General features: G+C 70.9%; 19 protein-coding genes. 10 read left to right on the top strand and 9 right to left on the bottom strand.

Annotation, left to right across the window (positions count from 1 at the left end):
* Positions 1–56 precede the first annotated feature (56 nt).
* The gene (eccD, locus tag ACWDNY_RS23300) at positions 57–1,565 is read right to left on the bottom strand and encodes a type VII secretion integral membrane protein EccD (protein WP_451647744.1); all 1,509 of its coding nucleotides are present in this window, start codon (positions 1,563–1,565) and stop codon (positions 57–59) included.
* A 343-nt stretch (positions 1,566–1,908) separates the two neighbouring features.
* Between eccD and eccCa the strand changes: the two genes are divergently transcribed.
* Positions 1,909–5,874, top strand: a complete 3,966-nt coding sequence (gene eccCa / locus ACWDNY_RS23295) for a type VII secretion protein EccCa (protein WP_451647730.1) — start codon at positions 1,909–1,911, stop codon at positions 5,872–5,874.
* 321 nt (positions 5,875–6,195) lie between these two features.
* Here eccCa and ACWDNY_RS23290 read toward each other — a convergent pair whose 3' ends face one another.
* The 5 genes from ACWDNY_RS23290 to ACWDNY_RS23270 form a co-directional block, all read right to left on the bottom strand.
* Positions 6,196–6,495, bottom strand: coding sequence for a WXG100 family type VII secretion target (locus ACWDNY_RS23290; RefSeq protein WP_451647729.1), 300 nt, complete (start codon positions 6,493–6,495; stop codon positions 6,196–6,198).
* A 78-nt stretch (positions 6,496–6,573) separates the two neighbouring features.
* On the bottom strand, positions 6,574–6,915 hold the full coding sequence (locus tag ACWDNY_RS23285; RefSeq protein ID WP_451647728.1) for a WXG100 family type VII secretion target: 342 nt from the start codon (positions 6,913–6,915) through the stop codon (positions 6,574–6,576).
* A 156-nt stretch (positions 6,916–7,071) separates the two neighbouring features.
* Complete coding sequence (locus ACWDNY_RS23280; protein WP_451647743.1) at positions 7,072–8,298, bottom strand: S8 family serine peptidase; 1,227 nt, start codon at positions 8,296–8,298, stop codon at positions 7,072–7,074.
* Between the two features lie 100 nt (positions 8,299–8,398).
* Positions 8,399–10,183: a hypothetical protein gene (locus ACWDNY_RS23275; protein WP_451647727.1), complete on the bottom strand. Its 1,785-nt coding sequence runs from the start codon at positions 10,181–10,183 to the stop codon at positions 8,399–8,401.
* A gap of 2 nt (positions 10,184–10,185) precedes the next feature.
* Positions 10,186–10,599, bottom strand: coding sequence for a hypothetical protein (locus ACWDNY_RS23270; protein ID WP_451647726.1), 414 nt, complete (start codon positions 10,597–10,599; stop codon positions 10,186–10,188).
* A gap of 598 nt (positions 10,600–11,197) precedes the next feature.
* On the opposite strand from ACWDNY_RS23270, the gene ACWDNY_RS23265 reads away from it, so the two are divergent.
* The 6 genes from ACWDNY_RS23265 to ACWDNY_RS23240 all read left to right on the top strand — a co-directional run bounded on the left by ACWDNY_RS23265 (position 11,198) and on the right by ACWDNY_RS23240 (position 17,551).
* Entirely contained in the window at positions 11,198–11,734 is a 537-nt protein-coding gene (locus ACWDNY_RS23265) for a hypothetical protein (protein WP_451647725.1), read from the top strand.
* Positions 11,735–11,813: 79 nt separating this feature from the next.
* Positions 11,814–12,434 carry a hypothetical protein gene (locus ACWDNY_RS23260; protein WP_451647724.1) on the top strand — a complete coding sequence of 207 codons (621 nt, stop codon included), beginning with the start codon at positions 11,814–11,816 and terminating at the stop codon, positions 12,432–12,434.
* Between the two features lie 246 nt (positions 12,435–12,680).
* The gene (locus ACWDNY_RS23255; RefSeq protein ID WP_451647723.1) at positions 12,681–13,220 is read left to right on the top strand and encodes a hypothetical protein; all 540 of its coding nucleotides are present in this window, start codon (positions 12,681–12,683) and stop codon (positions 13,218–13,220) included.
* A gap of 224 nt (positions 13,221–13,444) precedes the next feature.
* Positions 13,445–13,945: a hypothetical protein gene (locus ACWDNY_RS23250; RefSeq protein WP_451647722.1), complete on the top strand. Its 501-nt coding sequence runs from the start codon at positions 13,445–13,447 to the stop codon at positions 13,943–13,945.
* 99 nt (positions 13,946–14,044) lie between these two features.
* Complete coding sequence (locus ACWDNY_RS23245; protein WP_451647721.1) at positions 14,045–16,360, top strand: hypothetical protein; 2,316 nt, start codon at positions 14,045–14,047, stop codon at positions 16,358–16,360.
* 660 nt (positions 16,361–17,020) lie between these two features.
* Entirely contained in the window at positions 17,021–17,551 is a 531-nt protein-coding gene (locus ACWDNY_RS23240; protein WP_451647720.1) for a hypothetical protein, read from the top strand.
* A 390-nt stretch (positions 17,552–17,941) separates the two neighbouring features.
* On the opposite strand, the gene ACWDNY_RS23235 is transcribed toward ACWDNY_RS23240, so the two are convergent.
* The 3 genes from ACWDNY_RS23235 to eccB are packed head-to-tail and all read right to left on the bottom strand — an operon-like array spanning position 17,942 to position 21,017.
* Complete coding sequence (locus tag ACWDNY_RS23235; RefSeq protein WP_451647719.1) at positions 17,942–18,184, bottom strand: hypothetical protein; 243 nt, start codon at positions 18,182–18,184, stop codon at positions 17,942–17,944.
* A complete protein-coding gene (mycP, locus tag ACWDNY_RS23230; protein ID WP_451647718.1) occupies positions 18,181–19,458 on the bottom strand; it encodes a type VII secretion-associated serine protease mycosin in 1,278 nt (425 codons plus the stop codon). Before mycP ends, ACWDNY_RS23235 begins: the two co-directional genes overlap by 4 nt.
* 26 nt (positions 19,459–19,484) lie before the next feature.
* A complete protein-coding gene (eccB, locus tag ACWDNY_RS23225) occupies positions 19,485–21,017 on the bottom strand; it encodes a type VII secretion protein EccB (protein ID WP_451647717.1) in 1,533 nt (510 codons plus the stop codon).
* Between the two features lie 269 nt (positions 21,018–21,286).
* On the opposite strand from eccB, the gene eccE reads away from it, so the two are divergent.
* From eccE to ACWDNY_RS23210, 3 genes are all read left to right on the top strand, one after another.
* The gene (eccE, locus tag ACWDNY_RS23220) at positions 21,287–22,624 is read left to right on the top strand and encodes a type VII secretion protein EccE (protein ID WP_451647716.1); all 1,338 of its coding nucleotides are present in this window, start codon (positions 21,287–21,289) and stop codon (positions 22,622–22,624) included.
* Positions 22,625–22,629: 5 nt separating this feature from the next.
* Positions 22,630–23,400, top strand: a complete 771-nt coding sequence (locus tag ACWDNY_RS23215; RefSeq protein WP_451647715.1) for a hypothetical protein — start codon at positions 22,630–22,632, stop codon at positions 23,398–23,400.
* 410 nt (positions 23,401–23,810) lie between these two features.
* A partial coding sequence (locus tag ACWDNY_RS23210) for an SCO5717 family growth-regulating ATPase (RefSeq protein WP_451647714.1) occupies positions 23,811–25,639 on the top strand: 1,829 nt, incomplete at its 3' end.

Raw genomic sequence — 25,639 nt, 5'->3', positions numbered from 1 at the left:
CCTTGACGGCCGTCCCAGCCGCCCGTCGCGGCCGGCCGGGTCCGGCCCGGCTCGCCTCAGCTGGTCATCGACCGTACGGTCGCGTACACGTCGAACACCGCCAGGGTCAGCGGGACCAGCGTGAGCAGGACGAAGCTCTCCGCGATCTCCAGGAAGCGGCCCCAGAAGGGGGTGACTCCGCGCTTGGGGGTGATCAGACCGATCGCGGTGACCAGGGCGCCGGCCGCGCCGACGGCCGCCACCAGCCAGACGCTGCGGATGTCGAGGGCGGTGGTGTCGCCCTGCAGCGCGTCGCGCACGTAGCCGAGCGGCGGGTTCAGCGCCAGTCCGATGCCGAGGAAGACGAGGGCGGCCAGGCCCGCGGCCAGGGTGGCGGCGACCTGAGCGGTGTAGCGGAACAGACCCGCCCGCATGAGCATCGCCACTCCGGTCGCGAGGGCCAGCAGCTGCGCCCACACGTCGCCGGAGAAGCCCAGCACGATCGACGCGCCCACCGAGACCAGCGCGCAGCCGCCGACGAGGCCGACGAGGAGTTCGTGGCCGCGGCGGGCCCGCGCCGCGACGCGCTCGGCGTCGACGGGCTCGTGCGCGGTCGGCTCGCCCTGGGCGTAGGAGCCGCGGGAGGGGTTGGGCGCGTCGAAGCCGATGGGCAGGCGCGCGAAACGCATCGACAGCCCGGGCAGGAAGGCGAGCGCGCCCACGGAGAGCGGGGCGCAGACGGCGGCCGTCTCGATGGGCCTGAGGTCGGTGAGGATCGCGACGAAGGTGGTGATCAGGCCGATCGTGGAGGCCAGGACGCAGGCCACGAAGGGCCCGTCGCCGCCCGGCGAGACGAGGGTGAGCACCACGGAGACGACCAGGACCGCCGTGCAGGCGAGCAGGAACTGGAGCCGTCCGATGCCCTGCCCGTCGGTGAGCGGCAGCAGTCCGGAGCCGGCCACGGCGATGTTGGGCAGGCCGCCGAGGCCGAGGGCGACCGCGGATCCGCGGTCGTCGTACACCCGCGCGCGGACGCACGCGATCGCCGTCAGGAGCACTCCGGCGACGGCGGCGAGGACACCCTGCAGGCTGTGCATGTCGTGGCGGAGCTGGGAGCTCCACGCCACGAAGGCGAGCAGCGCGGGCAGCACGCCGCCCGCGACGAGGCCGGCCGCCCGGGTCAGGTCGCCGTTCCACAGGGCGCGGTCACGGGTGACGGCGGAGGCGACGGCCTCGGAGACGTCGTCGAAGACGGCGGGCGGCAGCGACTCGGCGAACGGACGCAGCGTCAGCAGTTCCCCGTCGAGGATGCGCTGGGCCGCGAAGGAGCGGGCGCTGTCCAGGACGGTGCCGTCGCGGCGGACCAGGTGGTAGCCGACGGGTGCGCCCTCGGCGGGGCTCTGCTGCGACAGCCGCAGGATCTCCGGGTACAGGTCGGCGACCGGTACGTCGTCGGGCAGTGCCACGTCGATGCGGCTGTCGGGTGCCACGATGGTCACCCGGCAGAATCCGAAACCCGTGCCCGCCCCCGAAGGGGCTCCGGAGCCCGGTCCGGCGTTGTTGCCGGCCGGCGCGGAGGCCGTCATGCTCACCTGCTGTTCCCCCTCGTCGGTGGTGGGCCGGTCGTGACGCCGCCGCGCACGTCCGGCCGTGAAGATGCTGTGTACGTTCCGGTGGGGGTCGTGCCGCGTCTCCCCCACTGCCGGTCAACTGCGCCGTCCCACCCGTGAGGTGCGGCAGGCGCCCGCTACGAACGTCGCGAATTGCCCTTCTTCGCCCGGCGGGTTCGCAAACGCTCACACGTCTCACCGGCACCCTACCGCCCGTCGGCGCCGGTGGTTGTCAGTAGGATCGCGGTTCGCGATCGGCGTCCGCCTGACACGGGGCGGCGGACAGAACACCTCGGTCGGGCAAGGGAATTGGTGTGCAGTGAGCCATATCGTCGTCAAGCGCCCACCGCGGGCACTGCCGAAGGAAGTGCCCACGGAAGAGGTCGTGCTCCAGCCCCCGCCGGAACTCCCGCGCGGACAGCAGGAGGGCGCGCTGATGCAGCTGCTGCCCATGCTGGGCATGGGCGGTTCGGTGGTGTTCTTCTTCAATCCCCAGGCCCAGCCCTTCATGAAGATCATGGGCATGGTGATGGTGGCCTCCACGATCGCCATGGGCATCTCCATGCTGGTCCGCTACCGCCGCGGCAACCAGGGGCAGATGGCCGACATCCGGCGCGACTACCTGCGTTACCTGTCGCAGACGCGGCGCGCCGCCATGGACACCGCGAAGGTCCAGCGCGACGCCCAGTACTACCTGCACCCTTCACCTGAGCAACTGTGGGCCCTCGTCGCCGAGGGCAGCCGGGTGTGGGAGCGGCGCACCGGCGACGAGGACTTCGGGCAGGTGCGCGTGGGTCTCGGGCCGCAGTCCCTGGCCACTCCCCTGCTCCCGCCGGAGACCGCGCCGGTGGACCAGCTGGAACCGCTGACCGCGGGCGCGATGCAGCGCTTCCTGGCCACCCACAGCACCCTCGAGCACCTGCCCATGGCGGTGTCGCTGCGGGCCTTCTACCACGTGACGGTCAGCGGCGAGCCCACGACCGTGCGCGGCACCACCCGGGCTCTCGTCGGCTCGCTCGCCTCGCTGCACTCCCCCGAGGACCTGGTCGTCGCCGTCGCCGCCCACCGGGACACCGTCCCCGAGTGGGAGTGGGCCAAGTGGCTGCCGCACAGCCAGGCGACGGGCGTCGCGGACGGGGCGGGCAGCCGGCGGCTGATCACGACCGACCCCGCGGAGCTGGAGGACCTGCTCGCCGCCCGTCTGCAGGGCCGGCCGCGCTTCCACCCCGGCGGGCCGCCCGTCCCCGAGCAGCCGCACCTGGTCGTCGTGCTCGACGGCGTCTCGCTCACACCCACGTCGCTGCTGGCCGCCCCCGAGGGCCTGCAGGGCGTGACGGTCCTGGAAGTCGTGCCGGGCGAGCTCACCGCCGGACGCGGCGACCTGTCCGTCGTCGTGCATCCCGAGGAGCTGCGCCTGGAGTCCGCCCACGGCATGGTCTACGAGGGGACGCCGGACGTCCTGTCGTACGAGGCCGCGGAGGCGCTGGCCAGGCAGCTGGCGCCGCTGCGGGTGGCGTCCGGCGGGGACGACGACGAGCCGCTGCTGGCGAACCTGGAGTTCACGGACCTGCTGAACCTGGGCGACGCGGCCTCCGTCGACCCGAAGCGGACCTGGCGGCCTCGTGCCCAGGCCGAGCGGCTGCGCGTGCCGATCGGCGTCGGCGAGGACGGCCGGCCCGTGATGCTCGACCTGAAGGAGGCGGCCCAGGAGGGCATGGGCCCGCACGGCCTGTGTGTCGGCGCGACCGGATCCGGCAAGTCGGAGCTGCTGCGCACGCTCGTCCTCGGCCTGGCGGTGACCCACTCCTCCGAGACGCTGAACTTCGTTCTCGCGGACTTCAAGGGCGGCGCGACCTTCGCGGGCATGGCCCAGCTGCCGCACGTCGCGGCCGTCATCACCAACCTCGCGGACGACCTGACCCTCGTCGACCGGATGGGCGACTCCATCCGCGGCGAGCTCAACCGCCGCCAGGAGATGCTGCGCGACGCGGGCAACTACGCCAACATCCACGACTACGAGAAGGCGCGGGCGGCCGGAGCCCCGCTCCAGCCGATCCCCTCGCTCGTCCTGGTGATCGACGAGTTCAGCGAACTGCTCACCGCCAAGCCGGACTTCATCGAGATGTTCGTGCAGATCGGCCGCATCGGCCGGTCGCTGGGCGTGCACCTGCTGCTCGCGTCGCAGCGCCTGGAGGAGGGCCGGCTGCGCGGGCTGGAGACCTACCTGTCGTACCGGATCGGCCTGCGGACGTTCTCGGCGGCCGAGTCGCGTGCCGCGCTCGGCGTCCCCGACGCCTACGAACTGCCGAACGTGCCGGGTTCCGGCTTCCTGAAGTTCGGCACCGACGAGATGGTGCGCTTCAAGGCGGCGTACGTCTCCGGCGTGTACCGCACCAGTTCCCAGCAGGCCGCGGCGCTCGGCGGGCCGCTCCCGGTGGACCGCAGGCCGGTGCTGTTCACGGCGGCCGAGGTGCCGGTGCACTACGCGCCCGTGCCGCGGCAGCGCCGGGAGCCGGAGCGCGACGAGAAGGACGACGCGCTCGCCGACACCGTCCTCGACGTGGTCGTGCGGCGGCTGGAGGCGCAGGGGCCGGCGGCGCACCAGGTGTGGCTGCCGCCGCTGGACAGCCCGCCGTCGCTGGACTCGCTCCTGCCCGGCCTCGCGCCCGTGCCGAACCGCGGCCTGACCCAGCCCGGCTACGAGGGCGCGGGCCGGCTCGTCATCCCCGTCGGCATCGTGGACAAGCCCTACGAGCAGCGGCGTGACCCGCTCTGGGTGGACTTCGGCGGGGCCGCGGGTCACATGCAGATCCTCGGCGGTCCGCAGTCGGGCAAGTCGACGCTGGTGCGCTCCGTCATGGCGTCGTTCGCGCTCACCCACACCCCGCACGAGGTGCAGTTCTACGGGCTGGACTTCGGTGGCGGCGGCATGTCGTCGGTGGCCGGCCTGCCGCACGTGGGCGGGGTGGCCTCGCGCCTGGACCCCGAGAAGGTCCGGCGCACGGCGGCCGAGGTGTACGGCGTGATGACCCGGCGCGAGGAGTACTTCCGCAGCGCCGGCGTCTCCTCCATGGCGGAGTTCCGCACCCGCCGCGCGCGGGGCGACATCTCGATCGCCGACCAGCCGTGGGGCGACGTGTTCCTGGTGATCGACGGCTGGGGCAACTTCCGCTCCGACTACGAGGCGCTGGAACCCCTGGTTCTGGACATCGCGGCCCGCGGACTGGGTTACGGGATCCACCTGATCCTCACCGCCTCCCGCTCCATGGAGGTCCGTGCGAACATGAAGGACCACCTGATGAACCGCCTGGAGCTGCGGCTGGGTGACCCCATGGACTCCGAGTTCGACCGGAAGGCCGCCGCCAACGTGCCCACGGGCGTGCCCGGTCGCGGCCAGACGCCGCAGAAGCAGCACTTCATGGCCGCGGTGCCGCGGATCGACGGCCTGTCCTCCGACACGGACCTGGCGGACGCGACGGCGGCACTGACGGCCGAGGTCACCCGCCACTGGCAACAGCCCGGCGCACCCGAAGTCCGCCTGCTGCCACGCGAGTTCCCGGCCGCCCAGCTGCCGCCAGGCGACCGCTTCCCGCAGCGCGGCATCGCCTTCGGCCTCGACGAGGACAACCTGGAGCCGGTGTTCGTGGACTTCGACCAGGACCCGTTCTTCCTCGTCTTCGGCGAGAGCGAGTCCGGCAAGTCGAACCTGCTGAAGCTGCTCATCAAGGGCCTCACCGAGCGCTACGACGGCAACAACTGCAAGCTGTTCGTGGTCGACAACCGCCGCTCGCTGCTGGGGGTGACCCCATCCTCGCATCTGGCGGAGTACATCCCCATGTCCAACCAGATGCAGCACCACATGGACGCGCTGGCCGACCTGATGCAGCGCCGCACGCCGACCTCGGACGTCACTCCCGAGCAGCTGCGGGACCGCAGCTGGTGGCGCGGTCCCACGGTGTACGTGGTCGTGGACGACTACGACCTCGTGTCCACCTCCAGCGGCAACCCGATGGCCGGACTCACCGACATGCTGCCCTTCGCCCGGGACGTCGGCGTGCGCTTCATCATCGCCCGTTCGACGGCGGGCGCGGGCCGTGCCGGCTACGAGGCCTTCATGCAGCGGATCAAGGAACTCGGCGCCCAGGGCGTGGTCCTCGCGGGCGACCCCGGCGAGGGGGACCTGCTCGGCGGCGTACGGCCGCGGGCGATGCCGGCGGGCCGGGGCGTGTTCGTATCACGGAAGCAGGGGCGGCCGCTGGTGCAGGTCGGGTTGGTCGGCGACTGAGCCGGCCAGGCCGCCGGGCGGCGCGGCACCGTGCCGCCCGGCGGCCTGGTTCCGGCCGGGACCCGGTGGTCGGTCGGGGGCGGCGGTGATCCGGACCCCGCCCCCGGCGCACGACAGCGGCGGTAACCCGGCTCGCGGCGCACGACAACGGTGGTTACCCCGGGTCCGCGCCCCGGCGCACGACAACGGCGGTGACCCGGCTCACGACTCACGGCTCACGACTCACGACTCACGGCTCACGGCTCACGGCTCACGGCTCACGGCAACGGGGTGGGCGCCTCCCGCGCGCGCCCACCCCGGGATACCTCTGAACCGTCGTCTCTAGCGGAAGTAGCTGGCGGCCTGCTTGTCGCCCGCCATGTAGTCACCGCCGGCCGTGTGGACGACGTGACCGATGCCGGTGAGGGCGGTGTGGATGTCGTTGGCTTCCTTGTCCCACTTCTGCAGCTTCTCGTTGAAGGTGCCCTGGGCCTCGCCCTCCCAGTACTGCAGGCTCTGCACGACCATCTGCTTGAGTTCCTGCAGGTCCTGCTCCAGCGCCTTCGCCTCGTTACCGATCTTGGTCGCCGTGGCGTCGAGGGCACTGTAAGTGACGCTCAGCCCATCGGAGTTGTTGGCCATGGTCTGTCTACCTCGTCTCGCTCGTGTCTGTCTGATGGGTGCCGGCTGTCCGGCGGATCACCTGCGAAGTCGCCGGGCTCAGTACGAGCTGAAGGGGGAGACCGTGGAGGCGCCGTCCTGAAGGCTGATCTTGTTCATGGCGGCGCGCACGTCGTCTTCCTTGGTGTCCTTGATCTCGCGCGTCTTCGTCATCGCCTCGATGACGTCGCCGAGGATCCTGCCGATGTTCTGCATGGACTCGTTGATCTCGTACTGCTTCTTGTCGAACGCGGCGCGGCCGATGCCCTGCCACTGCCCCTCGAGGCTGTCGATGACCTGCTGGAGGCGGTGCACACGGCCCCGGATGTTCTCGTACTTCAGGAACATGTCGTTCTGCAGCTTGCTTACTGCGCCGTCTTCGAGCTTCTGCTTGTCAACCATGACCAGCCCGCCCTTTCCTTGTCGTTTCCTGGTCAGTTGCTTCGGCCCACCGCCGGGCGGGCGGTGAACACGCTGTGTTGGTTCGTGGAGCCCGGCCCGGGCGGGCTTCGCGGCAGGCGGGACGGCGCCGGGCGTCCGGCTCGGCGACCCCCGCCCTCACCTCGCCCGGCGCGCCCGCAGGACGGCGAAGCCCGCGCCGCCGATCACGAGTACGGCGGCGGCAGCCCCCAGCGCGATCCAGAGCGTGCTGCTGTCGTTCGACGCTTCCGCGCTTGATCCTGCCGCAGATGTGCCGCCGGTCGAACCCTTCTGCGGAGCCTGTGACGAGGCTGGTGCGGAAGAGGACGGCGCGGACGACGACGTGGAGTTCCTGGCCGCGGACTTCGCCAGCAGGTCACCGCCGTTCTCCTTCGCCAAGGGGTCGACGTTCGGCGGGCCCGCGTCGTACCCCGAGTCCTCGAGGACCACACGGGGCCGGATGAAGCCGTAGCCGGCGTACTTGCTCGGGTTGTCCTTCGCCCATGTCCGCCCGGCCGTGTCGATCAGCGCGCGGGTGACCTGGTTCACCGTCCAGTCCGGGTGGGCGGACCAGATCAGCGCGGCGGCGGCCGAGGTGAGAGCGGCCGCGGCACTGGTGCCCTTGCGGTCGCAGTAGGAGCGGAGGACGGCGTCGCAGTACCCGGGGAATCCCTCACCCGGTGCCGCGAGGTCCACGTAGCCTCCGTGCGAGGAGAACTTCGACACCTCCAGCGACTTGTCCGCGGCCGCTACCCCGACGACGTAGGGGAAACCGGCCGGGTAGTCGATGAACCCGCTCCCCCCGTCGGCTGCGTTGTTCCCCACAGCGGCGATCAGCAGCTTCCCCTTCGAGGCGGCGTATTTGATCGCCGCCTCGTCCTCGTCGGTGGTCATGCCCCCGAAGGACATACTGATGATCTTCGCGTCGGTGTCGGCGGCCGCTCTGAGCGCCTCCGAGGGCTCGGGAGTCTTCCGCTGCTCCTCCGTCCCCTTGAGCCCTTCCAGTTCGACTCGGTAGGGGACGATCTTCGCCCCTGGGGCCAGTCCCTTGAGGCCTCCGCCCGCGCCCGTGCCGGCGATGAGTTCTGCCATGCTCGTTCCGTGGCCGGAGTAGTCGTCCGTCGGGTGGTAGGCGACCTGCTGAGGGACCTCGTGGGCGAGTACCTGTCCCTTCAGGGAAGGCGTGCCGGCGTTCACCCCGGTGTCGAGGAGGGCGACCTTGACGCCCTGTCCCGTGCTGACCTTCCACATCTGCTCGGCCTGCATCGCACCCAGGTACCACTGCTTCGACTGGGCGTCGGCTGCGGTGGCGTTCGGCGCGAACGCCACGCTTGCGGCAGCCAGGGCGCCGACGACCGCGCCCACGGCGCGTGCTCGTCCTGTGCGGCGCGTCCCGAGGAGCTCAGCCCGCTCGGCTCGTCGGCTGGTCCCTGACGTCATGGCGTTGAATGTCCTCGCTCGGAGCTCAATGGATGACCGGCGGCACGTCGCGCCGCGGCTTGGTGGGCAGGTGCGTCTCCTCGTCCTCGACCAGGTAGTCGGGGCGCGGCGCTCCGCACTCCTTCTCCTTCTCACCGGTCTCGCCCTGACGGCCGGGCCCGCGTACGAGGCCGGTGCCACCGCGCGTCATACCGTTGCGCTCGGCTCGGCCGGCGGACTCGCGTGCGACCGGCCTGCCGGTGACGGCCTCGGACGCCGCCGTGCCACCGCGAGAGGCAGGCGTACGGGAGGAGGAGCCTTGTCTCCCCGTGGATTCGGTCGCTCCGAACACGCCACGCTGACCGGTCGCCCCCGTCCTGGGCCTGGACTCGGCTTCGCCCCCCGCACCGATGACGGTGCCGCGGGGCATGCGCGGCGCGTTCTTCCCCGAAGCACCGGAGGGGGAACTGGGCCGCCCTCCGACGATGCCGTTCGCCCGCCCGGCACCCGCGGCCGGGCCGCCACCGGTTCGCGACGTCGGTGTGGCGCCGGTCCGCGAGGTGCCGCCGGCGACTCCTCGGCCCGTCGGCGAGGAACCGGTACCCGTGCTGCTGCCCTTGGCGATCGACTGGCCCGTCGCCGCCGCACGCCCCACCTGGCTCATCGCGCTCCGGCCCGCGGAACGTCCCGCACCCGAGTTGCCCAGGCCAGGCCTACCGGCGCGCCCCTGTGCGGAGGCAGGCGTACGCGCGCCCCCGGCTCCACCGGTCGCCCGGCCCGGCAAGCCGTTGGGGACATAGCCCTTCCCGAACACACCGGTCGGATCCGCGCCCGGGGCAGAGGGCCCCGTGGCCGGCGGGGTGTGCCCGGTGACAGGCGTGGTGACGGGCGGAAGCGTGCCGACGCTGTCGATGTTCGTGCCGACGGGTTCGGCCGGGCGCGGGACGTCACCGGTGACGTGCTGCACAGGCGCGGGCGCGTCGCTGTCGCCGCGCACCGCTACGTGGCCCGTGGACCCGACCGTCGCATGATGCCCGTCGGACGGCGCCGGTCGCGAGGTGCGGGTGTCCTCCGCGGCCGAACCGACGCCTCCTCCCGTGTCGTCCACGTACACCTTGGGCCTGGGAACACCCACATTGGGCATGGCCGTGAACTGTGGAGGCTGCGCGTTCAGACCGTGGAGCTGTTCCTTGGCCACCGCGTAGTACGAGGACAGCCGGTTCATCTGGTTGATCGCTTCCTGGCGGTCCTTCTCCACCCGGACGGCGTCGGCGTACTCCTCCTTGTCCGCGGCCTTCTCGGCCTCGGTGAACCTGTCGGGCCGCTTCCGGTCCGGTCGGGTGTCACGTGACGGCATGGCACTGCGCACGGATGCCAGTCCGACGGCGGCGGCGGTGATCTGGTCGCCCGCTCCTCCGGCGAAGTCGCTCAGCGCGTTGGTGCTCTTCACGAGCGAGCGGCCCCACTCACGGAACGCGTCGCCCGACTCTCCGACCCAGTGGACCTTCTCGATGTGACCGTCGAGTTCCTTGGCCGCCGCGCTGATGGCGTCGCGCGCGTCCCACAGGGCCTTTCCGGAGGACTCGAGATCTTCGGGTTTCGTCTGCTCGACCAGGTCGACCATCTTGTTGAGGTCGTAGTCGTCGAAGTGGGTGCGGCCGTGCATGGCCCTGCCGTAGGGCGTGGCTTCGACCATCGGGCGCAGGGCGCCGTAGACGAGGTTGTTGTAGAAGCCGCCTTGCGGGTGCTCCTCGATCCCTCGCGCGAAGTCCGTGAAGGAGTTCTGGCCGGAGACCCGCTCGTAGTCCGCCTTGTGCTTGTTGTCGCCCATGGTCACGCCTTCAAGCCGGTGCCGTCGCCGGTGTGCGCAACGCCCGTCGTGGGCTGCAGCGCCTTGATCTTCGTCTGGATCTCCCAGAACCGCCGGCGCTGTTCCTCTTCGAGGTTGCCGAAGCCCACGTGGGCGCCTTTGACCGCGATCCCGATCGCCTCGATCTGCAGGTGCAGGGTCTTGGACAGGGTGGTGAGCTTCTCGTGGACCGCGTCGTACTGGTCGTACAGGTCGTGCGCCTCCTGGAAGACGGCGCTCCCGCTGCTCAGTGACGTACGGCTGATCGTCTGGGCGCTCACACGCGTCGGGTTGCCGGCGGACGACTCGAGGTCGCGCAGGACGGCGTCCACCCGCTTCATGAACGTGGTCAATGCCTCACCACTGGCCTCCAGGTTCGCTGCCCTGGCAGCCGACACGCCCCCCACCATGTCTGCCGGAAGCACGACGCTCCTCCCCGTTTCCCCGTGTCACAGTCGGCCGAGACCGACGATCCCGCTCACCGTACGATCGCAAAGCGAGCCGCGTCGCACAACGCCTTTGCCACTCTAGTCAACCTGCCCATCGGGACCAACCAAAGTGTGTACTAAGCCTGTTACGGAACGATGGGCGCGCCGCCCATCTCCCGCTTTGCCGGTCCACTGCGAACGCCCCGGCCAAGGCGCGCCACCGCCCGCTCCAGCGCCTTCACCCGCCACGGGCGTGACCGGCACCCGTCGCCACCGACACCGCCGGCGGTCTTCATCGAACCTCCACACAGGCGGGTGACGGTCCTGGACCACACCGCTGACGAGCCCGGTCACGCACAGCCGCCAGGTGGTGTTCACGGCCTCGACCGACCCCGGCGTCACACAAACAACGCACACCGGACTCGGCCCGTGAGCCCCGCCGCGGCCAGTTGCTAACTTGACCGGGCGCCACGGCGCGGAGACCGGTCCGTCCGCGCCGCGCCGCGCGCACCTCAGCCGGTAACAGCCATTCGGCCGGCGCCCAGTGGAGCTCGGAGAGTGACACGAATTGAGCCGGAACGCGCGAGCGCTTCACACGATCCCCGCACTGACCGTCCTGGTGGTGGGTGCGGTGGCGGGGTGCTCCTCGGACGGGCCGAGGCGGGCCTTCACGGTCCCCAAGGCGATGTGCGGTGTCTCCGTCCCCTCCGACGCGCTCTCCCGCCTGTTGCCGGAATCGGGGAAGACGGTGCGGGAGGAGGACGGCCCCGGTAATGCCGGAACCTGCGAGGTAACGGTGGACGGCGCAGTGGTGCTCTCTGCCGAGCGAGAGCGCGTCGACGCAGGCCGTTCGGCATGGCGCATCCTCTCCTACGATCACCGGATCGGTCAGGCCAAGTCCGCAGAAGGCGGCACCATCGCCTACGTGGACCGAGCTGCGGTGTCAGTCCTGCGGTGTCACGACAAGGGCGCCGAGGGCGAGGCCGTCAGCACTTACATCAGAGTCCTGAAGCCGGGCCGCAACGACGAGTCCGCGATGAAGAGCCTGATCTCCGGATATACGTCCGCTCTTGCGAAGCAGCGGCCGTGTGGGCAGGAGTCGTGATGACGGCCGGAGGGAAGCTCACGGTACAGAGCGGCCGAGTGGCAATGACGGGTCCGCAGTTGAAACGAAAGAATGAGACGTGACATTCACCCGCCCCAAGGTGGCGCTCGTCACCGGAGTCGTTCTGGTGCTGACGCTCGTCGCCGGGATGGCCTATGCCTTCGAACTGCCGCCGTTCGAGAAGAAGGGCGAGGTTGAGGCAGCGAACGTGTGCGATTCGCTCGGTGATGCGTCACATGCCGCAGCCGCGCTCAGGGACGTGCTGCCGGAGAAGTCCTCTTACTCGTTCGAGGACAGCGCCACGGATCTCCGCACCGACGAGCTGGACCACTCGTACGAGACCGGTTGCTTCGTCCGAGGAGGCGGGGAGCAACTCCTCGTAGCCCGCACGGAGATGTTGGAGTACGACAAGGCGGACAACTGGGTGACGGAGGTGGTCGGGCAGTTCGACGTCGCGTCGTCGCTCGAACCTTTCGGCGCCGGAGACAAGGCCGTCGCCTCCGGCAAGGTCGCTGCCATCTACCTCCCGTGCGCGTCGCACGGAGCCAACCGACACCTGAGTGTCGTCGTCCAACTGAAGAAGCAGGGTGATGCGCCGTCGTCGGTGCTGAGGTCACGGTTGGCCGCCCTGGCCAAGAACGCGGCCGCGTTCGCTCACAGGAAGGCTCGGTGCGACGTACCGCCGAGACTTCACGGATGACATCACCGACCGATGCGGACGGTGCAGGGCTCAGAGCACCCGAGACCCCGCACGCCATCATGGTGGGAGATGGACGACGCCACGTCCAGGTCTGCCCACTCGGGCACCGGTGGACTGGCGAGGGGTGGAGACTGCGCCAGTCCGGATCCCACAGAGGGACCGGCCGGCGCCGGCTTGCAGCATGCCCCTCGTCCGGTTGCCGGCGACGAGCCGGGCGCCCAAGTGGAACTCGGAGAGTGACGGGAATTGAAGGTCCTCACATACCCCTTGCGTGTCGTCTCTCTGGCTGTGCTCGCAGTCGCGGTGGCCGGCTGCTCGTCGGACGGACACAGACGGGAATTCTCGGTACCGGGAAGTCTGTGCGGGGTGCCGGTGCCGTCTGGCGCGTTGTCCAGCCTCCTGCCCTCTTCGGGCAAGCGCGTCCGGGTGGCCGCGGAATCGGTGTCAGCCGACGGTGACGGGCTGTGCGAAGTCACCGTCGACGATGACACGGTTGTCGTCCTGAGCAGGGAGCGCATCGACGTCGGCCGGTCCGCGCGGAGCATCTTGGAGAACAGGCTCTCTGTGCACGACCTGAAATCCGCGGAGGACGGCTCCGTCGCCTACGCCGACCGGGGCGCCGTGTCACTGATCAAGTGCCGGGGCACCGGGTTGGAGGAGGAGGACATCAGTACCCTCATCAAGGTGCTCGGGCCCGCGCGGAAGGACATGTCGAGCATGAAGGGCCTCATCGTCGGATACACCGAGGCCCTGAGGGCGCAGAAGCCCTGCCGGGAAGGCTCCTGAATGCGGGTTGGGCGAGCGGGCTGCCCGCCGCGTCCCTCCCGTCGCGGGCAGCCGCAGACTTGCATCTTTACCGAATCTCCACAAAGGGCAATGTCCCCCACAAGGGACATGAACCGATCTCTTCTTGCCGCCGATTGCTAACTTGACTCGGCAGCACGACGTCGGAACGGTGGCCTTCACCCGACTCGGGCGGGAAGGCCGGCACGGGGGAAGGGGTTCCAGCCATGGCGTGGGAAGAGTGGGAGCAACTCAAGGCGCAGGCGGCCGAGCGGCACTCGGCGCGGATGCAGTTGAACCAGCTCGACGGCGGCGGAGGCACCGCGAGGCCCAGCCAGTACGGTGACCTGAAGGTCAAGAACAGTGAGCTGCAGAAACTCGGCACGTCCGCACACGAGTTGTACAACCAGTTGTGGGACAAGGCCCGTGTCGCCGTTCCCAGCAGCGACGCCGCTGCTGCGGACCTGTCGAAGCAGGGCTTCGCGCTCGGCGCCGGACTGCAGCACGTCTCGACTCGCTGGGACGAGCAGCTCAAGTCCCTGATGGACGCCTGCGCGCAGATCTCCAACCACATGCACCTCACCAAGAAGCTGCACGCCGACGACGACGGTTACATCGAACGGCAGATGAGCAGCATCGACGTCCTGGATGCCGGCTTCGACGAACGGGTCGGCGCACCGGGGAAGAAGAACCCCGTCTACGGGCCGCACCCCGAGAAGAAGGAGTAGCGCAGGCTGCGCGTCGGGAGCCCCGGCCGCCTCCTCATCTCCTCGCCCGATACCAGGATCACTCGACCGCTGCTCGCCATCTTCAGGGGACGACAACCGATGGACCTCGAGGCTCTGCGCCACGCCAACTTCAAGCTGCTCGACGACGCCGTCACCGACTGGTCGACGCTCGTCCGCAATCTGGACGGCCTGAAGAAGGACGCCGAGGAGAGCCTTCACCAGGCGGCGAACAAGGCTGACTGGGCCGGTGTCAACGCCCAGGTGTCCAGGGAGTTCATCGGCAAGACGGCCGGTGAGTTCGCGGACGCCCACACCCAGGCCACCACGATCCGTGACATCCTGCGCGACACCCTGGGCGAGCTGAAGGACTACCATCGACAGCTCACCGAAGCCATCGACCGCGGGGAGAAGAAGGGCATCAAGGTCGTGCCCGGCAGCGGCAGTTTCACCGTCACGGCGAGTGATCCGTCGGGTGACGGTAACGGGCAGGAGGGCAAGCCCGGCCAGGGGGAAGTCGACGCCCTCCGTGACGAGATCCAGGGCATCCTGGATAAGGCCACTGAGAGCGACAACTCGGCCAAGACGGTACTCACGGCCATCGTCGACCAGAGCAGGCTGGGTTTTTCGGACGCCCGTTACCAGGATCGGGACACGGCGGCACTGGCTGTGAAGGAGGCCGACGAGCTGGCGAAGCTGGCCGGCAAGAAGCCTGAGGACCTGACCGTCGCCGAGTTCGACCGGCTGAACGCCGGGCTCAACAAGTACGCCAACGACGAGTTGTTCGCGGAGAGATTCGCCACGGACCTGGGCCCGAAGCAGACGTTGGAGTTTTGGGCCGGTGTCAACGACCCGGCCAGGGGCAACTTCGAACTCGGCCGCGAGCGTCTCAAGCAGTTCGACGATCTGCAGCGGAACCTGGGGCTGACGCTGGCCCACGCCACCCAAAGCGACTCGGCGGCGATGACCGAGTGGAAGCGTTCAATGATCGATCTGGGTGACAAGCCGCTCTACGGCAACCACGGTGGCCCCATGGGCTTCCAGGTCATGAGCAACCTGATGCGGACCGGGGACTACGACGACCAGTTCCTGAAGGATTACGGCACCAAGCTCATGGAGACCGAGCGCAAGCTCACCGGCAACGGCGAACATCGCAACCCCGCCTGGCAGCACATGGGCATGGACCCCTGGCTGAACCGGATCGGTGAGGACAGCGGCTCCGACCCGCTCACGGGGTACCTGAAGGGCCTGTCCAACAGCCCCGACGCGGCGACGGACTTCTTCAACCAGCAGTACGTCTCCAAGGACGACCCGGACAACCCCTTCGAGCGCGACACGGACGGCAACGGCAAGAAGGGCAAGGTGCCGCTGTCGAACTTCCAGTACCTGTTCGAGGAGCGTGACTGGCCGCAGGAAATGGACTCCCACGGAGACGACCTGCACACCGGCAAGAACAACCTGGCGCTGGCCCTGGAAGCGGCCACGACGGGACATCCGGCGGGCGAGATGCCAACCAAGGACATGCCTGCCCACACAGCCGCGCAGGCGCAGCTGATGCATGAACTGGTCAATTCAATCTCGGACGATCCCGGCCGCGTGAAGGACCACAGCTACATGGCGGACAGTCTCGGCCAGATCGGGGCCGAGTACCTTCCCGACATTCACCGAGCAATGGCCGATGGTCCGGTCATCAGGGAAGGCGAGTCCAGTTGGGAACGACTCTTTCCGCTCGCCGGTGCTGATGCGAAGTTGGAGCACAGTGCCGTGACACGCTTCTTGGTCACCGTGAGCCAGAACCCGGAGGGATACGCAGCCCTCAGCGTCGGCGAAAAGGCATACACGTCCAGCCTGATGGACCGTCACCTCAATCCTGAAATCCCTGTAGACCAACGCTATCCGCACGATCCGCAGGAAACCGTCACCAGCATCTCTCGAAAGGCCGGCGAGTTCAGCGGCCTACTCGCTCAGGGACGACAGGAGGCGGTGCTCGGTCCTGCCAACGAGAAGGACAGCGACTTCGACTACGCCGTGAGTCAGAAGAAGAACGTAATCTCAGGAATCGTGGGGACCGGGGTGGGCATTGGTACGAGCTTCGTCGCCAGCCCTGCCGTCGGTGCTGGTGTCGGGGGTGTCGCAGGCACAGTGACGTCCGTCGTACTGGAGGGATTCTTCAAGGACGACTCGGGCCAATACCGGTCGGAGGCCGGTGACAACATCGCTAGCCGTTGGGAAACTGTCAAGGACAGCACTACCAACATCACGTACTCGGCAGCCTCTGAAGCGGCGAAGGCACACCACGCTGATTACACAGATAAGCTCGAGCGATGGGTGAGCGAGGGAACTGCCACCGGGTTCGACGACGCCGACACCGACATCCACGCAATGGCCAGAGACATGGACACCGAAATCCCGGATTGAGCATAGCTTGGCCGGTGAATCGAATCGAGAGTTGGGAATCGAGATGCACGGAATCCATTCGGACCGTGTCCGCCAAGCCGCGGTAGCCGGTGGAGCGGCTTTGTTGATCACAGCTGTGGCATCCTGCTCACCGCCTCCCCCTGCACGTGAGTACGCCACGCCGAAGGATCTGTGTGGCGTCAAAATCTCCAGCTCTCGCCTGGAACCGATACTCCCTCCAGGAGCAAAGATCAGCTCTCGGGCCACATCGGCGGTTGGTGTCAAACGTTGTCGTGTTCAAGTCGACGGAGAGATGGTGCTCTCAACCAGCGTGGAGCAGCGAGCCCCCAATGTCACGGCTAGGGACCTGGCGAGGTCGTCTTACGGCGTAGAACCGGATGACGAGAGTGCGGATGACGGCCGCGTCATCTATGCCGCGACGGGCGCTGTCGGGCAGGTCCCGTGCACGACTACGCCTGCCGATACGTCAATTTGGGTCACTGCCCGCACTACGGACCCAGTGGCGGCAGCGGACATGCGACGCTTCATCGAGCACTACGCAGCAGCCGTGGCGAACACGCACACGTGCTCAGTTTCATGACGATTGACCGCTCTGACCGTCAACGTCTTCCCGGCTCACTGGGGCGCACCCGCGCGCGAACGCGCGAGGCTATGCCTTGCATGCACCAGCGACGGCTGATCGGAGCACCCCTGCTGCTCGCGGCCCTCGGCTCACTCGTCGTCGGCTGCTCCGGGTCCTCCTCCGAAGGCAAGGAGTACCAGGTGCCCAAGGCTCTGTGCGGGATCTCCGTCGACCCCGAGCTTCTCTCGCCGCTGCTGCCTCCGGGCGAGAAGGTCGGCATCCGGGAGAAGACGCCGGTGCCCAACAGGAATCGCTGCCAGGTTCTCGTCGACGGGAAGCTCGCGCTGGTGGCGAGCGAGGAGTGGTGGGAGAGGGGGGACAGCATGACGACCGTGGCCCGCGGTGTTCCTCAGTTGAAGTCGGTGCGGTGGGACGGCGGTTCCCCGTCTCTCCACTCGGGCACCGGTGCACTGGCCAGGGTGGACAACTGCGCGAGTGCGGACCACCCCGGCCACACGCTGTACACGGTCGTTCAGGTGTACGCGAAGGATGTCGGCAACGCAACCGCCGTGAAGAAGCTGAGCGCCGCCTACACCGAGGCCGTGGAGAACGGGCCGGACTGCCGGTAGGGCGGGCCCGAGGCGTGTCGTCGGGCTGTCAGCCCTCACCCTTCCGGCTCGACACCGTGAACGTGTGGACGGGGATCGTCACCTTCCCGGCGTCCCCCGGGATGCCCGGGGCCACCGTTTCGGTGTCGCTGGTGTGCTTGAGCCCGACGTGCATGCAGAACGCCGTTTCCGCCCCGCCGGCCGAGACGACGTAGGACGCCTCCTCGGACGTCGCCGGGCCGGTGAGGGAGGCGTCGGCGCCGGTCTGCGGGGCGTCGCCGCCGCCGTGTTCGACGACCTCGTCCTCGACCTTCCTGGCTGTCTCGCCGTCGAAGTCTGGGGCCGCGCCGAAGAGGTCGCCGAAGGTGGTGCTTCCGCCCGGGGCCGCCGTGGCTCCCCGGGCGGCGCTGCTCAGTTCGTCGTCGCTCCACTCCGCGCCGTCGGCGACGGCCAGGGACTGGAAGCCGAGGTCAGAGCCGCGACCGCGGCCACGGCGAACAGTGTGACGCGGGCGACGACGGAGGCCGAGTCGGGGATGTCGGGGTCCGAGGGGTCGACGGACTCGCGCCAGGCCCCGACGCGGTCCGCCTTCACGCAGCCCATCGCCACGAGCCCGGCCGACACGGCGAACAGCGGCACCGTCCTCGCCGTCATGCCGTCCCTCGCACGTGTCCCCGTCGTCGTGCGTCCCGTATCGCCACCGCCGTGCCGCCGAGGCCCGACACCAGGACGAGGCCGCCGACGACCACGTAGGTCGCCAGGCGGGTGTTGCGTTCCTCGGGTGTCTCGCCGAAGTGCACGGGGGTCACCGACGGGGCCTCGGCCCGGGTGACGCCCTCCTGCGCACGCGGGGACTCCACCGGGTGCGCGGGGTCCACGTCGGTCAGGGCCTTGACCGGGTCGACCACGCCCCAGCCGACCAGACGGTCGTGATCGGCGACGGAGCGTTCCGCCGTCTGTTCGATCTGGGCGACGATCTGGCGGGCCGTCCACTTCGGGTACTTGGCCTTCAGCAGGGCCGCCACGCCGGCCACGTAGGGCGCGGAGAAGCTGGTGCCGTTGTCGGAGCAGTGGCCGCCGCCGGGGACCGTGGAGATCATGTCGACGCCGGGAGCCGCGACGTCCACGAAGTCGCCGGACTGGGAGAAGGAGGCGCGCTCGTTGTTGCGGTCGGAGGCCGCCACGGCGAGGACGCCCTCGTACGACGCCGGGTAGGTGACCTTGACGTTGCCGCCGAGGCCGTCGTTGCCGGCGGAGGCCACGACGACGACCCCCTGGCCGAGGGCGTAGTCGACGGCCTGCTTGAGGCGGACGTCGGGGGCGACGGCGTTGGCCGTGTCCTGGGAGATGTTGATGACGTCGACGCCGGCGCCCACCGCGTCGCGGATCGCCTGGGCGAGCGTGGTCGCCGTGCCGTCGCCCTCCGCGTCGTTCTGCTTCATCGGGAGGATCGTGGCGTCCGGAGCCAGGCCGACGAAGCCGGTGCCCTTGGCGGGGCGGGCCGCGATGATGCCGGCCACGCGGGTGCCGTGGCCGACGGTGTCCGTGGTGCCCTGGGCGTTGCCACGGTCGATCTTCTCGCCCTTGGCGTTCTTGGCCGGCAGGTAGTTCTTTCCCTTGGCGGCGTCGACCGCTGCTCTCAGTTGGGGGTTCCTGACGTCGACTCCCGTGTCGATGACGGCCACTCGGACGCCCTTGCCCGTGGACTGCGCCCACAGCTGGTCCAGGTTGACCCGCTGCAGCGCCCAGGGGCGGCCCGCGTACGGCTTCGACGGGAAGGTGCACTGGCCGTCGTCGGCCCACGCCGCGGGCGCGGGCAGGGCGAGCACCGTCGTCGTCGCCGTGAGGGCGGTCGCGGCCGCGAGGGCCGCCGCGCGGGTGACGGCCGCCGTCCGCCGCCGTCGCCCGGTGTCTGCTGCTGTCAGCATGGGTTCGCTCCCCTCCCCCGTGAGTGTCAGGAGCCCTGGGGCTGGCGGGCCGCCGACTCCGACAGGCGCGGGCCGGTCGGCAGGAACGTCGACCACTCCGCGGGCACGGGGGTCGGTTTGACCCGTTCGTAGCCGAGCCGGGTCTGTGCGATCCTCGCCTCGTCCAGTTCTTCCTTGCGCTTCTTTTCGGACGTTCCGATGCCCTTGTCGTCGGTGGCGCTGTCGCTGTTGGACTGCAGGGCGTAGCGCAGGCCCGTGTCGGTGACCAGGAACACCGGGCCGGCGCCGGTCTCCGTGCCCTTGAACTGCCGGAAGAGCAGGCCGGAGCCGGCGGTGACGTAGGCGCTGGAGGAGCCGGTGGGCAGCTGCGCGGGGAAGTCGGTGCCCACCCAGGTGGACAGGGTCTTCCTCCCGTCGGCGCCGACCGAGCGCAGGACGTTGCAGACGGTGTTGCGGCCGGAGGTGGTGCTGGCGCCGTCGTTCACGGTCTTGGGCCGGTACTGGGGCCAGTCCTTGTCCGCCGCGAAGGTGGTGCTGTCGACGACCGCGCCGGGGCTGACCTGCTGGGCCTCGCCGGCCTGGCCGACGGCCACCAGGTCGCGGCTGTTGAGCAGCAGGGTGGCGGTGAACTCGGAGATGCGGGCGACGCGGCCGGGCAGGACGACGTAGAACTGCATGCGCCGGCCGTCGTAGGCCTTGATGACCATGCCGACCTTGTCGTAGCGGTCGTACTGCGCCAGGCCGTCGAAGGCGCCCGCCTTCGCCCCGGGGGTGCCGTCGATGGCCGGGATGGCGACCGCGTCGCCCTTCTCGAGGGTGTCGAGCCATTCCTGGGAGACCCGCTGCGGTGCGCGGCCCTGGGTGTCGAGGGCCTTGAGGAGTTCCTTGTCGGCCGGGTTCGCCAGCGGGTAGCCGTGGCCGCGCGCGTCGACGACGTACTGGGACCTGCCGTCGGGGCCCACGACGTACATCAGCTCGCCACCGGACAGCCTGTCGCGGCCCTCGGCCTTGGCGTAGTCCTTCTTGGCGAAGACGAACGCGGCCTTCTGGATGGCCCGGCCGCCGTCCCCGGGGCGCTCGCAGACCGCCCAGCGCTTCGGGGTCTCGGCCTCCCCGGGGGTGGGCAGGCGGTCGGGGGCGTAGGGGATGCCGATCGTGGCGCCGTGCGGGGGTTTCCCGCTGTCGAGGACCTTCTCGTCGACGGTGATGACGCTGTTCTTGTCCGGGGGCAGGAGGAGTTTGGCGGAGGCCATGTTCAGGACCGGGTGCAGCTGTGTCTGCTTGCCGGTCTTCAGCACGACGTAGCGCGTCGTCGAGTCGCTCGCGACGATGACGTGCTCCTCCGGCTTGTCCCAGCCCTTGGGCGCGGTCGGGCTGAACAGGCCGATCCCACCGAACACCGCGAGGACGACGACGCCGACGACGACGCCGGGCAGTACGGCGCCCAGGGGCTTCGGGGCGCTCTCCTCCGAGCCCGACGGAGAGGGCCGGAGGAAGGACGCCAGCATGCGCCGCTTCGCGAAGGTGTAGGCGTTGAGTTCGTCCCGCCGTGATGCCATCTGTTTCCGCTCTCCCCGTGCAGAGCTGTGAAGGGGTGGTGGAGACCCGGTGCACCCCGTGCCCGCCCCCCGGCTGCCGTCGGTGCCTCGACTGTCGGCACCGGCCCCTACTATGCCTGTTGTGGGGCACCGCCCGCGGCACGGGTAGGGTGCTGAGTCCCTCAAGAGCCCGGTACGGGACGGGAGTCCGCGCGCCGAGCGGCCGTTCCGTGCGGAGCTCCGGGGGCCGTGCCGGTGAGTTTTCGGGAGAGTTCGGGGGGTTTGCAGTGGTGGCTTCCGCAGCACGGGCCCGGTCGCGGTCGCAATCGGGGTCACGATCGGGTGACGGGGGACCGGGTTCCCACGGCCGCCGTGGCGCCGCCCCGTCCGGCACGGCCGCCCCGGGCCCTCTCACGCCGCATCCCACGTCACGCTCGGGCCGTGCGGGCTCGTTCGTGCTGCAGCGCACGGTGCTCCTGGAGCTCGCCGTCGCGCTCCTGGTGTGCGGGTGGGCGGTCGGGCCGTTCGCGCTGGTGCCGGCCGCCGTGGTCGCCGTGGTGCTGGTGGCGCTGGCCTTCGTCCGCCGCCGGGGACGTTCGCTGCCGGAGTGGCTGGGCACGCTGCTGGAGCTGCGCGCCCGCCAACGGCGGGCCGCGAGCACTCCGGTGCCGCCGGGCACCGAGTCCGGCTTCGCGCCCGCCGTCGAGTGTGACCCCGGCCTGCGGACGTACTCCTACGGCGGCCGGGACCGGCGGCCGGTCGGCATGGTGGGGGACGGGACGTTCGTCAGCGCCGTGGTCCAGGTGGAGGCCGACGTGACCGCGCTGCGGGCCGAGCGGGGGCGGCAGCCGCTGCCGGTCGGACTGGTCCGGGACGCGCTGGAGGTGGACGGGATACGGCTGGAGTCGGCCCAGATCGTGCTGCACACGCAGCCCGCGCCGGCCCTGCATCTGCCGCAGCACTCCGTGGCGGTCACCAACTACGCCCCGTTGCAGGCGCAGACGGGTGCACCGGCGGTCCGGATCACGTGGATCGCGCTGAAGCTCGACCCCGAGCTGTGCCAGGACGCGGTGGCCGCCCGCGGGGGCGGTCTCGTGGGCGCGCAGAAGTGCCTGGCGCGGGTCGCCGACCATCTCGCCAGCCGGCTGACGGGAGCGGGTTTCCGTACGACGGTCCTCAACGAGGAGGAGCTGACCGCCGCGATCGCCACGTCGGCGTGCGCGAACCCGCTGGTGACGGCGGAGGCCGGGCGCGGCGAGACGCGGGAGCGGCGGACGGAGGAGTCCGGTCGCAGCTGGCGCTGCGACAACCGCAGACACACCACGTACTGGATCCGCCGCTGGCCCCAACTGGGCGGCCGGGGGCCGTCGTTGCCGCAGCTCGTGGCGGCGCTCACCGCGGTGCCCGCGCTCGCCACGACCTTCAGTCTGACGCTCGCGCGGGGAGAGCGGCAGGAGATGGCGCTGTGCGGTCACGTCCGGGTGACCGGACGCGGCGACGACGAACTGATCGCGGCCCGGCGCGCGGTGGAGGACGCCGCCCGCCAGGCCGGGGTGGGTCTCGCCCGCCTGGACCGGGAGCAGGTGCCCGGCATGCTCGCCACGCTGCCCCTCGGAGGTGCCCGGTGACCGCCATGACCACGCAGACCCCCGGCTTCCCGGGTGCGGCCGTGCCGTCCTCCCCCGCCGGTCGGATGCGTGAACGGCTGCGCAGCGGCTTCGGGTTGATCGGCCCGCGGCACGGACGGCACGCGCTGCCGGCCGGCCAGCTGGACGCCCTCGCCCTGCCCATCGGGGACGACGGCGTCGTCGTCGGCGTCGACGCCGAGGGGCAGCCGGCCGTGCTGGGGCTCAACCGGCCCACGCCGTACGACGTCGTCCTCATCGGCGGCCTGTGGACCGCCCAGGTCCTGGCCCTGCGGGCGGCGGCGACGGGCGCACGCGTCGCCGTGGAGACCGGCCGGCCACAGTCCTGGATGCAGATGGTGCACGCCATGGGCGGCGGTCAGAACGGCCTGGCGGTGTACGAGGTCGGCCGGGTGCCCCCGCAGGGCGCGTCGGCCGGTACGCCGGTCCTGGTGGTACGGGACTGCGGTATGCGGCCCCCGCGCGGGCGGGTGGTCTCCGGCCCGTGGCAGTCGGTGGTGACGCTGCTGCCCTATCTGAGCCCGGTCGCGCCGCGGCTCGTACGGCAGGCCCGGCTCGTCGGAGTTCAGCGGATCTCCCCCGACGAGGCGGCGGAGCTGGGGCGGACCATGGCGTTGCCGCGGGCGGACATCGACTCCCTGCCCACGCTCGCCGACGGCGTCACGCTGTGGTGCGCCGACCGGGACCGGCAGTACGTGATGACCCAGCCCACCGATGCCGAGATCGGATTGTTGGGAACGCCGCGCCGCATGGACTGAACGAGGTCCTAACGGACCGGTCCATGACCGGTGTTGACGCTTGTGGGGTGTTTCGTGCCGGCTATCGGGGCGCTGTTCGGCCGGTTCCGCTCGGCTTCCGGCCGGTCGTCCGGCCCTTTGTCGTCCGGTTTGACCGCTTGGTCGACCCCTGCGCCGTGGGCCGGGGCGGGATGTGACGTCACGGACGTGAGCGGAGGTGCGACCGGGCCTGCCGCACGCGTGCCCGTGGTGATTAGGCTGGGAGTCGGGCGCCACGTCAGAACCCGCGGCTGGGCCGTCGGCGCTCCGGGGGAGGGCCGGGTGGACCGGATCGGTCCGGGTCTCCGGCCGACAGGTCCCGGCTGACCCCGTACGACACGAACGGTCGCCCCAGCACGGCATGAGGGTGCTCGACCACACCAGGAGGAACTGTGAACAGCGATCGGGACGGGATCCGCGGGGGCTGGGCCACGCCCGGCGACGACCAGTCCGACGCCGAGTCCGCCATCGAGACGACGGGCGAGTTCACCATCGACTACGCGCCGCCCGCCTGGTACACGCAGAACGCGTCGGGCGCCTCCGACGAGGCCTCGCAGACCCCTCCGGCCGGCCCGGCCACCCCTCCCCCGCCGCCTCCGGTCGGTCCGCCGGTCGGCGTTCCGGACCTGCCGCCCGGCGGCGGCTTCCAGCCCGCCTGGGCACCGCCGGCGGCCGCTCACCCGGTGGCGCCCGACGCGGACGAGGCGGGCGACAGCGGCAACGGCGACCTCGTGAGCGGTGCGACGATGCGGATCTCCGCCGCCGCGCTGAAGCGTGAGTTCGCCGAGCGGGACCGGGCGGCCGCCGCCGCGGACGCGGGCGGCGACGCCGGGCCCGCCGCGGACGGTGGGGCGCCGGCAGCCGTCCAGCCGCCGGGCGACCCCGAGGCGTCCGCGGATGCCACCCCGGCCGGGGACGCCGCGAGCGGGCCGGACGAGCCGGGGGTCCCGGTCGCCGGGCCCGGCCCGGACCTGCCTCCCGCGGACGGCCACGGCACGACGCCCGGTGACGCCGCGTCGGCGCACGCGGGGCTGACGGAGGCGGCGCCCGACGGCGAGCACGGCGCTAGCGGCCTCGGTGGCGCGCCCGCTGCCCAGGCTCCGGCCGGCGGCACAGCCGGGCGGGAGGACGAGGCACCGCGGGGTGAGAGCGCCGGCCTGGGCGCGTCCGAGGGCACGGCCGGGGACCCGGCCGACGCTTCGGCGGGTGCGGACGCGCAGGCGGGTGCACGGGCCATGGCGGACGACGGTGCGGCGGTCTCCGCTCCCGAGGCGGGCGACGGTTCCGGCAACTCGTCCAGCGCCGCGGACGGGCAGGCGGGAAACCTGCCCGACGGAGCCTCCGCCGAGGCCGCCTCCGGTCACGTCCCGGAGCCGCGGACTGATACGGCGGGCGACGGTGGGGCGCGGGACGCCGAGCAGGCGGCGGACGGCGGCGGGAGCGCGCCGGACGCCGTCCCCGCGGCGCCCGCACCGGCCGACGGCACCCCCGGCGGCGTACCGGCCTCCGGGTCCGGGACACCGGGCGGGACGTTCGGGGACGTGCAGCAGCCTCCGGCCGGCTGGGGTCCGCCGCCGGCGCCGCAGGGTGCTGTGCCGCCGCTGCCCCCGTCCTACCAGCCGGCCGCTCCCCCGCCCGCGGACCAGTGGCCGGCGCAGCCGCAGGCGGCCCATCCGGCGGCCGCGGACGGCGCACAGCCGGGTGTCCCGCAGCAGCCGACGGGTACGCCGGCGCAGCCCCAGCAGCCGTTCCCGCAGCACCCGCCCTTCCAGCAGCAGGCACCGCAGGCCGAGCCCGCCGCGTGGAACGCGCCGATCGTCCCGCCCCAGCAGACCCCGGCAGCACCCACTCCCCCGGCGCCTCCCGCCGGCTACGGCTTCCCGCAGCCCGGCAGCGGTCAGGCGGGCGCGCCCCCGGCCCCGCAGCCGGCCCCCCACTATCCGGCGCAGGGCGGCTACGGCTTCCCGCAGTCCCCGGCTGCGGCGCCCGCCGCCGCACCGGACGCACACGGCGGCTACGGCTTCCCTCAGCCGGGCCCCACACCGCCCGCACCGGACCACGGCGGCACTCCTGCTCCCGCGCCCGCGCCGCACGCGCAGGCCGGTTACGGCTTCCCCCAGCCGACGGGGGCGAGCGGGTCGCCGGGCGCGCCCGACCCGGCCGCGCAGCCCGGCGGCTACGGCTTCCCGCAGAACCCGGGTACCGCACACGCCCCCGGCAC

The organism is Streptomyces sp. NPDC003697, from assembly GCF_053587115.1.
The sequence above is the reverse complement of the archived record's forward strand: the minus strand, read 5'-3'. Positions and strand labels throughout refer to the sequence as shown.